The organism is Streptomyces sp. WAC05292 (genome assembly GCF_003949955.1).
Taxonomy (GTDB): Bacteria; Actinomycetota; Actinomycetes; order Streptomycetales; family Streptomycetaceae; genus Streptomyces; species Streptomyces globosus.
The window spans coordinates 1-7803 of the sequence record NZ_RPSE01000307.1; the positions used below are offsets into that span (position 1 = coordinate 1).

A 7803-nucleotide genomic window follows, 5' to 3' on the forward strand; every position below is an offset into this window, starting at 1 on the left:
GATCAGGGGTGTCAGGAGACGGGGTCGAGGAGGGCGTCGAAGGCGGCGGGCAGTTCGCGCCACGATCCCGGTCCCGCCGCGTATTCGGTGTCGGTGAGCAGGCAGGACTCAAGGAGTCGCTCCAGCCCGTGGCGGTCGAGACCGGGGGAGGTGAAGACCAGGTGCTGGCAGCGGTCGCCGTGTTCGGGGTGCCAGTCGAGCGAGGCCGCCGCCCGGCGCATCGGCGGGACCAGTTCCCACGCCGCGTCAGGCAGGGACGCCAGCCACGGGCCGGCGTTCTCCACACACAGGGCGCCGCCCGCGGCGTCCCAGGCGAGCAGGGTGTCGGGGCGGTCGGCGAGCCAGAAGCGGCCGCGGCTGCGGGCGGCGGCGCAGCAGAGGTCTTCCAGGGCCTCGTAGAGGCGCTGAGGGTGGAAGGGGCGGTGGCCGTGCCAGACGAAGGTGGTGACGCCGGCCTCTTCGGCCTCCTGGGGCAGCAGCGCGCAGGCCGGGTGCTGGGCGGCGGCCGCCGCTTCCACGTCGAAGCCGGCCAGGGCGAGCGCGGCCAGCTCGCCGGATCCGGCGTCCACCCGTCGGGCGGTCGGGTGGAGCTGGGCGAGCAGGGCGCGGTCGGCGTCGTCGGCGTCCCCGCTGTCGACGAGGGCCAGCACAGGGGCGTATTCGAGCTGTCGCGCCCAGGTGTCCCCCACGGTGCGCCGGTCGGTGGCGGCCGCGGCGAGCCCGGCGTCGGCGAGGTCGTCGCCGTTGACGAGGTAGGGAAGCACGAGCGCCGGATCGACCGCGGTGACCACGCCGGTCAGCCGGAGGGCGTCGCTGCCGTGCGCGGCGACGGCCTCCGCCATCGCCTTCGGTTCGACCGAGTCCCAGAGTTCGACGACCGCGAGGCGGGTGAGGCCGCCGGCGGCGAGGCGTTCGAGTTCGGGAACCAGGTCCTCGCGCAGGGCGCAGCAGGCGCAGTCGTTGACGAGTGGTGCCTCGCCTCGGGAGAGCTCGCCCGAGGCGTCGCGGACGACGCGCAGGACGGTCCCGGCCGGCGCCGCGGCCAGGTCGTGGTGGAGGGCGACGCTGTCGGGGACGGTGCGGATCAGCCGGTCGACGACCTCCCTGCGTGCGTCGCAGTGGAGTCCGCCGACGAGGACGACGGGCAGGGGCAGGGGCAGGGTCACGCCGGGCTCCCGTAGCGGCGCTGGAAGCGCTCGACTCGCCCGGCGGTGTCCAGGACGCGGGCCGTGCCGGTGTAGAAGGGGTGGCTCTGCGAGGAGATCTCGACGTCGATGACGGGGTAGGTGCGGCCGTCCTCCCACTCCACCGTCTTGTCACTGGTGGCGGTCGAGCGGGTGAGGAAGGCGAAGTCGGCGGCCTTGTCGCGGAAGACGACGGGGCCGTAGGCGGGGTGGATTCCGGGCTTCACGGCGGTGCCTTTCGTACGGGGTGGCGGTCCGGCGGCCGGGCGGGCCGGGACGGGGATCGGCGTCAGCGCTCTTCGCGGAAGTCGACGTGCCGACGCACCACGGGGTCGAACTTGCGCAGGACCAGTCGGTCGGGGTCGTTCCGGCGGTTCTTGCGGGTGACGTAGGTGTAGCCGGTGCCGGCCGTGGAGCGGAGCTTGACGATCGGGCGTGTGTCGTTGCGAGCCATGCCGCTACTATACGGGAATGGAAATCGTTTCCAATAACGAGAGAGGCCGGTAGCACCTTGTCCGCCCACTGCCAGCTCACCGGGGCCCGCCCGGGCTTCGGCAACACCGTCTCCCACTCGCACCGGCGCACCTCCCGCCGCTTCGACCCGAACATCCAGAGCAAGCGGTACTTGCTGCCGAGCGAGAGGCGCCACGTACGCCTGACCCTCAGCGCGCGGGCCGTGAAGACCGTCGACGCCATCGGCGTCGAGGCGGCGGTGGCCCGGATCCGGGCGCGGGGAGTGAAGGTCTGATGGCGAAGAAGAGCAAGATCGCGCAGAACGAGAAGCGCAAGAGGCTCGTCGCCCGGTACGCCGCCCGGCGCGCCGAGCTGAAGGAGATCCTCCGCCGGCCGTCCTCGACGGAGGCCGAGCGGCGCACCGCCCTGGCGGAGCTGGGCCGGCAGCCGCGCGACGCCGGCCCCGCCCGGGTACGCAACCGGGACGCCGTCGACGGCCGGCCCCGGGGCTACCTGAGGAGGTTCGGGCTTTCCCGGGTCCGCATGCGGGAGCAGGCCCACGCGGGCTTCCTCCCCGGGGTGGCCAAGTCCTCCCGGTAGCACCCTCGGCGTGCGCCGCCGGGTGCGCTCCCCCGCGGTGCCCGGCGGACCGCGTCCGCCCCCGAACCGCATCCGCGGGTCGGGCCCGGACGGAAAAGGAAGGGGGGCGATCGGACAGGAGGCGCCATGGGACGTGAACCGGAAACACCGTTCTGGGCACCGGCCCCCGACGGGGGGCGGGTGGAGCAGCCCGTCTGCACGCACCTCGGGGAGGCGGTCCTGCGCCCCGTCCGCCACGCGGGAAAGGGATGCGAGGACTGCGGGGCCGGGACGCCGCGGGTGGGCCTGCTGCGTTGCCTCACGTGCGGCCACGTCGGCTGCTGCGACAGCTCCCCGGGGCAGCATGCGCACGCCCACGCCGAGGCGTCCGCGCACCCCGTCGCGCAGTCCTGCGCGAGCGGCGCCCGGTGGGCGTGGTGCTATCCGGACGGCCTGTACCTCGTCCCGGCGCCGCCGCGTGGCGGGGGCGGCGTCAGCCCCAGAGGCGGGCGACGAAGAACGCCGCGACCATGGCGGCGCCGACGACGACCAGCGCGAGGAAGAAGCCGGGGTGCTCCCAAGGGCCTCCGTCCGCGCGTTCCGGGTGTGCCGATGCGGTGGATCCTTCGGCCGGAGGAGTCTCCCCCGGCGGCATCCTGAGGTTCGACATGGTCCCTCCTCGAAGCGGGTGAACGGGTGGGGGGTCAGAGTGCCGGGTGTGCGGGCCCCGGACGCCAGGGCGGTGCGGTGACCGGCCGCGCGGGTGCCGCCGCGGCGAGCAGTCGGTCGAGCAGGGCCGACACCGCGGCGGCCGGGTCCGCGGGGCTCGGCAGCGGTGGGGGGCTCCCCTCGACGGCGCGGGCGGCGAACCCCGTCGCCAGATGGGGGAACCTGGCGTCGACGACGGCCACCCGCCGCTTGCGCAGCTCGCGGGCGAGGACGCCGAGCCAGCAGGCGAGCGCGGCCTTGGAGGCGGCGTAGTCGGCGGTACCGGTCAGCGGGGTGTCGACGACGGCGCCGGTCACGGCGGCGAGGAAACCGCCGTCGCCGACGACGGGTGCGGCGCCCCGCAGGACCGCCATGGGGCAGAGGGCGTTCACGGCGAACAGGTGCTCGGCGGCGGCGTCCGACACCCGGGCGGCGGGGCCGAAGGCGGCGACGCCGACGGTCACCAGGACGCCGTCCAGGCCGCCCAGGGCCTCGGCCGCCCACGGAGCCAGAGCGGAGCAGCCGTGCAGGTCGTAGGCGTCGATGCCGCGGGCCGGGCCGCCGGTTCCGGCGGCCAGGGCCGCCAGGCGGCGGCTGTCGCGGCCGGCCAGGGCGGTCCGGCAGTGCCTGCGGTCCAGTGCGCGGACGGCGAGGGTGCCGATCTCGCCGGTGGCGCCGACCACCAGAACCCGGGCGCCGCCGCGGGCCGTGTTCACCTCCTCGGCAGCTCGGCGGGCCGGCCGGCCGCCGGGCCGAGCCGCGGGCGGTCCGCCGTTTCGCGGGCGGCCCGGTCGGGGTGGCGGCGTCGCCAGTACGGGTTGTCGTGCGGCAGACCGCCGCTGACCCGGCCGTACATGCCGAACGTCATGATCAGCAGGCCCATGAGGAAGCTGAAGAAGACGTTGGAGAGGCCGAAGTCGAGGATGTTGCCGGGGCGCCCGATGAGGAACAGGTGCAGGAACCCGCTGGCGAGGAACAGCACGCCGACCGCGATGTTGACGGACGAGGCCACGTTGCCGCCGATGAGGGCGGCGACGACCAAGAGGAGTCCGAACACGACCGATACGGTGCTCAGCAGTCCGTTCGTCGACAGGCCTGCGATCTGCTGCCCGTCGGTGTCGAAGGCGGAGAGGCTGTCGGCGTACCCGAGGCAGCCGAAGAGGAGGAGCAGCAGGCCGCACAGGGCGGCGCCGATCCGGTAAACCCTGTTCAGGGGGTGGTCGACCGGAAGTTCGTCACGCAGGCTCATGGGGTCCTCCCGTGGATGGCTGCATACAGGCCCCGAGGACTCCAGGCTGGGGCGCGGGAACGCGCACCGAAAGTCGCAGTGATTCTGCACCGTTTCGACCGTTCTCCCGGGCATGCGGCCAGGGGGGCGGTACCGCTCAGCCGGGCGGAAGGGCAGCGGCGAGCACGGCTCGGTGGACGGCGCGCGCCAGGCGTGCGCCCCACAGGGAGCGGGGGCCGGCGAAGGCCTGGGCGTCCTCGGCTCCCCCTGGTGCGCGGGCGGCGACGCACACGGCGTCCGTCGGGGTGCCGGAGCAGTCGAAGCCCGCGTCGAGCAGCGCCTGCACCTTCGCCTCGGTGGCGGTCGCCACCGCGTTGACCAGCGCGGCATCGGTCAGGGCCACGGGAAGCGCCACGAGGATGTTGACCGTGCCCGGCGGCGGCGCCGCGACGGCTCCCTGCCCGGGAGCGGCCGCCCAGCCCCGCACGCCCAGACCCGCGGTGGCCACCGCCTCCGCTCCCGCGTCGTGCGCGTGGCCGTACGCGCGGACGTCGGCGGCCGTCATCAGCCCGACCCCCGGCCCGCGGGCGCCCGCGTCCCGGGCGAGCTGCGCGAGGTGGCGTTCCGGATCGGTGCGCCGGTAGCCGTGCGACACCTGGGCGTTGAGGACCCAGGCCCGTTCGCCGATGCCCCCTCCGAGGACGGCGCTGCTGATCATCCGCCAGCCCGCACCGGCCCGCCACAGCAGGCCGTGCAGCCGCTCGCCGCCCTCCAGGCGGTCGAGCGGCTGCACGGGCACCAGGCCGGTTGCGGGGCGGGGAGGCGGGATGACGGCGGACACCGGGCGGCAACTCCTTGCGGGGCGGGGACCGGCCGATCGTACGCCGCGGCCGCCGCCCGCGGGGACGGGAGGCCGGGGGACCGGGCCCTGTCCCGCCACGGGGTGGGAGCAGGACCCGGCGGCCGCTACTTCGGCATCAGGACGGTGTCGATGACGTAGACGTTGGCGTTCGCCGTCTTGACGTTGCCGCAGACCACCGCGGCCGTGTCGTTGACCTTGTAGGACTCGCCCGATCCCTTGGTCGTGATCGTGCCCTTCTGGAGGGTCTCGAAGGAGCCGTTCTCCAGCTGCTGCGGCGTCAGCCTCTGCCCGACGACGTGGTAGGTGAGGATGTTCGTCAGGGCCGCCTTGTCGGCGAGGACCTTGTCGAGGTCGGCCTTCGGGATCTTGGCGAAGGCTTCGTTGGTGGGCGCGAAGACGGTGATGTCCTTCGCGTTGTTCAGGGTGTCGACGAGACCGGCCTGCTTCACCGCGGTGACCAGGGTGGACAGGGCCGGATTGTTGGAGGCGGCGGTGGCGACCGGGTCCTGGGCCATGCCCTCGAAGGAGCCGGCGCCTTCCTTGGGGACGCTCGCGCAGCCCGGGCCGAACGGCTTGCCGCCGGTCGCCGCGTCGTCCATCGGGGTGCTCCCGGAGGTCTGCGCGGCCCCCTCGGCCCCCGCACTGGGGGCGGCCTTGGTCTCGCTGCCGGAGTCGGAGCACGCGGCGAGGGAGAAGGGCAGGACGGCGGCGGCGGCAACGGCGACCGCGGTACGGCGGATGCGGATGGTGTTCATGGGGGTCTACTCCTTCAGCAAGGGGTGGTGTTCGGTTGTCCCGTGGTCGGGGTGGTGCTCCGGCCGGCCTGGCGAGCAGACGGGCCGGTGGTCTGGGGGACGGTGACGAAGACGCTGTGCATGCCGCTCGCCCCGTCGGGGACGGTGCGGGTGCGCTCTTCCGTCTGCACCCGTCCGGTGCCGTCCGTGGCGCGGACGGTGAGGGTGTGTCCGCCGGGAGAGGCATCCCAGCGGTAGGTCCACTGCCGCCAGGTGTCCGGGCCCGCCGGAGCCGCGAGGTCGGCGTCCCGCCAGGGTCCGTCGTCGATGCGGACCTCGACCCGGGTGATGCCCCTGCGCTGGGCCCAGGCGACGCCCGCGACGGTGACCGGCCCGGCGGCGGGCCGGGCGAAGGGCTTGGGCGTGTCGATGCGGGACTGGGTCTTGACCGGTGCCCGCCGGGCCCACCCGCGCCGGACCCAGTAGGGGTCGTAGGCGCCGAAGGAGGTCAGTTCCATGTCCGTGATCCACTTGCAGGCGGAGACGTAGCCGTAGAGGCCGGGTACGAGCATCCGGACGGGAAAGCCGTGGGCGAAGGGGAGCGGTTCTCCGTTCATGCCGACGGCGAGCATGGCGTCCCGCCCGTCCATCAGCTCCTCGACCGGCGATCCGAGGGTCATGCCGTCCGCGGAGCGCGCCACGAGCTGGTCGGACCTGCCGCCCTGGGACGGCGGCCGCACGCCTGCCTCCCGGAGGAGGTCTGCGAGGGGGACGCCGAGCCAGCGGGCGGTCCCGGTGTACGGGCCGCCGACCTCGTTGGAGACGCAGGTCAGGGTGATGTCGCGTTCGACGAGGGGGCGGGCCAGGAGTTCGCCGAGGGTGAGGGTGCGGGGCCGCGCGACGCCCTCGCCGTGGATCCGCAGGCGCCAGGTCCCGGCGTCGATCCTCGGCACGACGAGCGCGGTGTCGACGCGGTAGAAGTCGCGTGTGGGCGTGGCGAACGGGCTGATGCCGGGCACCCTCAGCTGCGCGCCGGCCGGTACGGCCGGGGCAGGGGAGGCCGGCCGCGGCAGGACCAGGGCGTTCCTGGAGGCGGTGGCGCCCTGCCCCTGCCGGCCGGCGAGGACGCGGCCCAGGGCTCCGGCGGAGGCCGCGGCGCCGGCGGTGGCGGCCGCCGCGGTGAGGAAGCCGCGCCTGTTCCGGCCGCCCCGGCCGCTCCCGGCCGAGCCGTCCCGCGGGGCGCTTGCGGTCCGCGCGATCAGGAAGGCGAGGGCTGCCGCCCCGGCCGCCGCGCCGACGAGCGAGGGCAGGGCGTCGCCGGGGCCGGCGGAGTCGGGGCGGCTCAGCGCGGCGGCGGCGCCGACGGTCCCGAAGAGCAGGACACCGGCCGCTCCGGCACGCAGGTGGCGCAGGCTCAGGACGCCGAGTACGGCGGCGCTGAACGCCAGCAGCGAGAGGATGCCGATCCGCAGGGCCTCCTTGTCGTCCTCGCCGAAGGCGCGGATCGCGAAGTCCTTCACCGCGGCCGGGGTCAGGTCCACCACCGCACCGCCCACGACCGTCACCGGGCCGGCGGCCGGGCGGGCCAGGCCGGCGGCCAGCTCGGCCGCGGCGAGCGCCGCGAACGCGGCCAGGACTCCGGCCAGGGCGCCGGGTGCGACGCGGACGAGGGTGCTGCGGAAGCTGCTCACGTATCGGATTCGGCAGCACGCGCCCGGCGGATTGCCCGTACACCCGAACGAGTGAAATCTCGTACCGGTGACACCCGGAACTTGACGCCGGCCCCGCAGCCGGTACCCTCGCCGGCCGAAGCGGCTCTCCTCTGCCCTCTGCCCTCTTCCCCCTCCCCTCCCCTGCCCTCACCCGACCGGGCCCTCCCGACATGGCGAAGGCGGCGACGTGCCCTCCCATCCGCGGCGCCGTCCGCTACGAAGAGCACGCGACACAGCACACGTTCCGGCACCGGTTCCGCCCCGCCACGCGGCAGGGGCGGCCCGGCGCCGACGACGAGGACAAGGACCGGCATGCGATGGACACCCCTCCCCCGGGCGGCCT

Annotated in this window: 11 protein-coding genes and 1 pseudogene; 3 read left to right on the top strand and 9 right to left on the bottom strand. The window is 74.8% G+C overall.

Annotated elements, in window-relative coordinates:
• Window positions 1–11: 11 nt before the first annotated feature.
• From EF903_RS24800 to rpmG, 3 genes are all read right to left on the bottom strand, one after another.
• The gene (locus tag EF903_RS24800; RefSeq protein ID WP_125546737.1) at window positions 12–1154 is read right to left on the bottom strand and encodes a GTP-binding protein; all 1143 of its coding nucleotides are present in this window, start codon (window positions 1152–1154) and stop codon (window positions 12–14) included.
• Window positions 1155–1162: 8 nt separating this feature from the next.
• Window positions 1163–1411, bottom strand: coding sequence for a type B 50S ribosomal protein L31 (locus tag EF903_RS24805; RefSeq protein WP_125546719.1), 249 nt, complete (start codon window positions 1409–1411; stop codon window positions 1163–1165).
• Window positions 1412–1473: 62 nt separating this feature from the next.
• On the bottom strand, window positions 1474–1638 hold the full coding sequence (rpmG, locus tag EF903_RS24810) for a 50S ribosomal protein L33 (protein WP_125546721.1): 165 nt from the start codon (window positions 1636–1638) through the stop codon (window positions 1474–1476).
• A gap of 57 nt (window positions 1639–1695) precedes the next feature.
• On the opposite strand from rpmG, the gene rpmB reads away from it, so the two are divergent.
• The 3 genes and pseudogenes from rpmB to EF903_RS24825 all read left to right on the top strand — a co-directional run.
• On the top strand, window positions 1696–1932 hold the full coding sequence (rpmB, locus tag EF903_RS24815; protein ID WP_125546723.1) for a 50S ribosomal protein L28: 237 nt from the start codon (window positions 1696–1698) through the stop codon (window positions 1930–1932).
• Window positions 1932–2237, top strand: coding sequence for a 30S ribosomal protein S14 (rpsN, locus tag EF903_RS24820; RefSeq protein ID WP_125546725.1), 306 nt, complete (start codon window positions 1932–1934; stop codon window positions 2235–2237). Before rpmB ends, rpsN begins: the two co-directional genes overlap by 1 nt.
• Before the next feature lie 126 nt (window positions 2238–2363).
• Window positions 2364–2663: pseudogene (locus EF903_RS24825) on the top strand (UBP-type zinc finger domain-containing protein); the annotation flags it as partial.
• Window positions 2664–2709: 46 nt separating this feature from the next.
• Here the strand turns inward: EF903_RS24825 and EF903_RS34340 are convergent.
• The 6 genes from EF903_RS34340 to EF903_RS24850 all read right to left on the bottom strand — a co-directional run bounded on the left by EF903_RS34340 (window position 2710) and on the right by EF903_RS24850 (window position 7439).
• Window positions 2710–2886 (bottom strand): DUF6480 family protein, encoded by a 177-nt coding sequence (locus EF903_RS34340; RefSeq protein ID WP_185902802.1) that lies wholly within the window; start codon window positions 2884–2886, stop codon window positions 2710–2712.
• A 34-nt stretch (window positions 2887–2920) separates the two neighbouring features.
• Window positions 2921–3640, bottom strand: coding sequence for an SDR family oxidoreductase (locus EF903_RS24830; RefSeq protein WP_125546727.1), 720 nt, complete (start codon window positions 3638–3640; stop codon window positions 2921–2923).
• On the bottom strand, window positions 3637–4173 hold the full coding sequence (locus tag EF903_RS24835) for a DUF4383 domain-containing protein (RefSeq protein ID WP_125546729.1): 537 nt from the start codon (window positions 4171–4173) through the stop codon (window positions 3637–3639). The genes EF903_RS24830 and EF903_RS24835 overlap by 4 nt, the downstream gene beginning before the upstream one ends.
• A gap of 136 nt (window positions 4174–4309) precedes the next feature.
• Window positions 4310–4993 (bottom strand): adenosylcobinamide amidohydrolase, encoded by a 684-nt coding sequence (locus EF903_RS24840; RefSeq protein ID WP_125546731.1) that lies wholly within the window; start codon window positions 4991–4993, stop codon window positions 4310–4312.
• Between the two features lie 125 nt (window positions 4994–5118).
• A complete protein-coding gene (locus tag EF903_RS24845) occupies window positions 5119–5769 on the bottom strand; it encodes a fasciclin domain-containing protein (protein WP_125546733.1) in 651 nt (216 codons plus the stop codon).
• A 14-nt stretch (window positions 5770–5783) separates the two neighbouring features.
• Window positions 5784–7439 carry a molybdopterin-dependent oxidoreductase gene (locus tag EF903_RS24850; protein ID WP_260615875.1) on the bottom strand — a complete coding sequence of 552 codons (1656 nt, stop codon included), beginning with the start codon at window positions 7437–7439 and terminating at the stop codon, window positions 5784–5786.
• Between the last annotated feature and the right edge of the window lie 364 nt (window positions 7440–7803).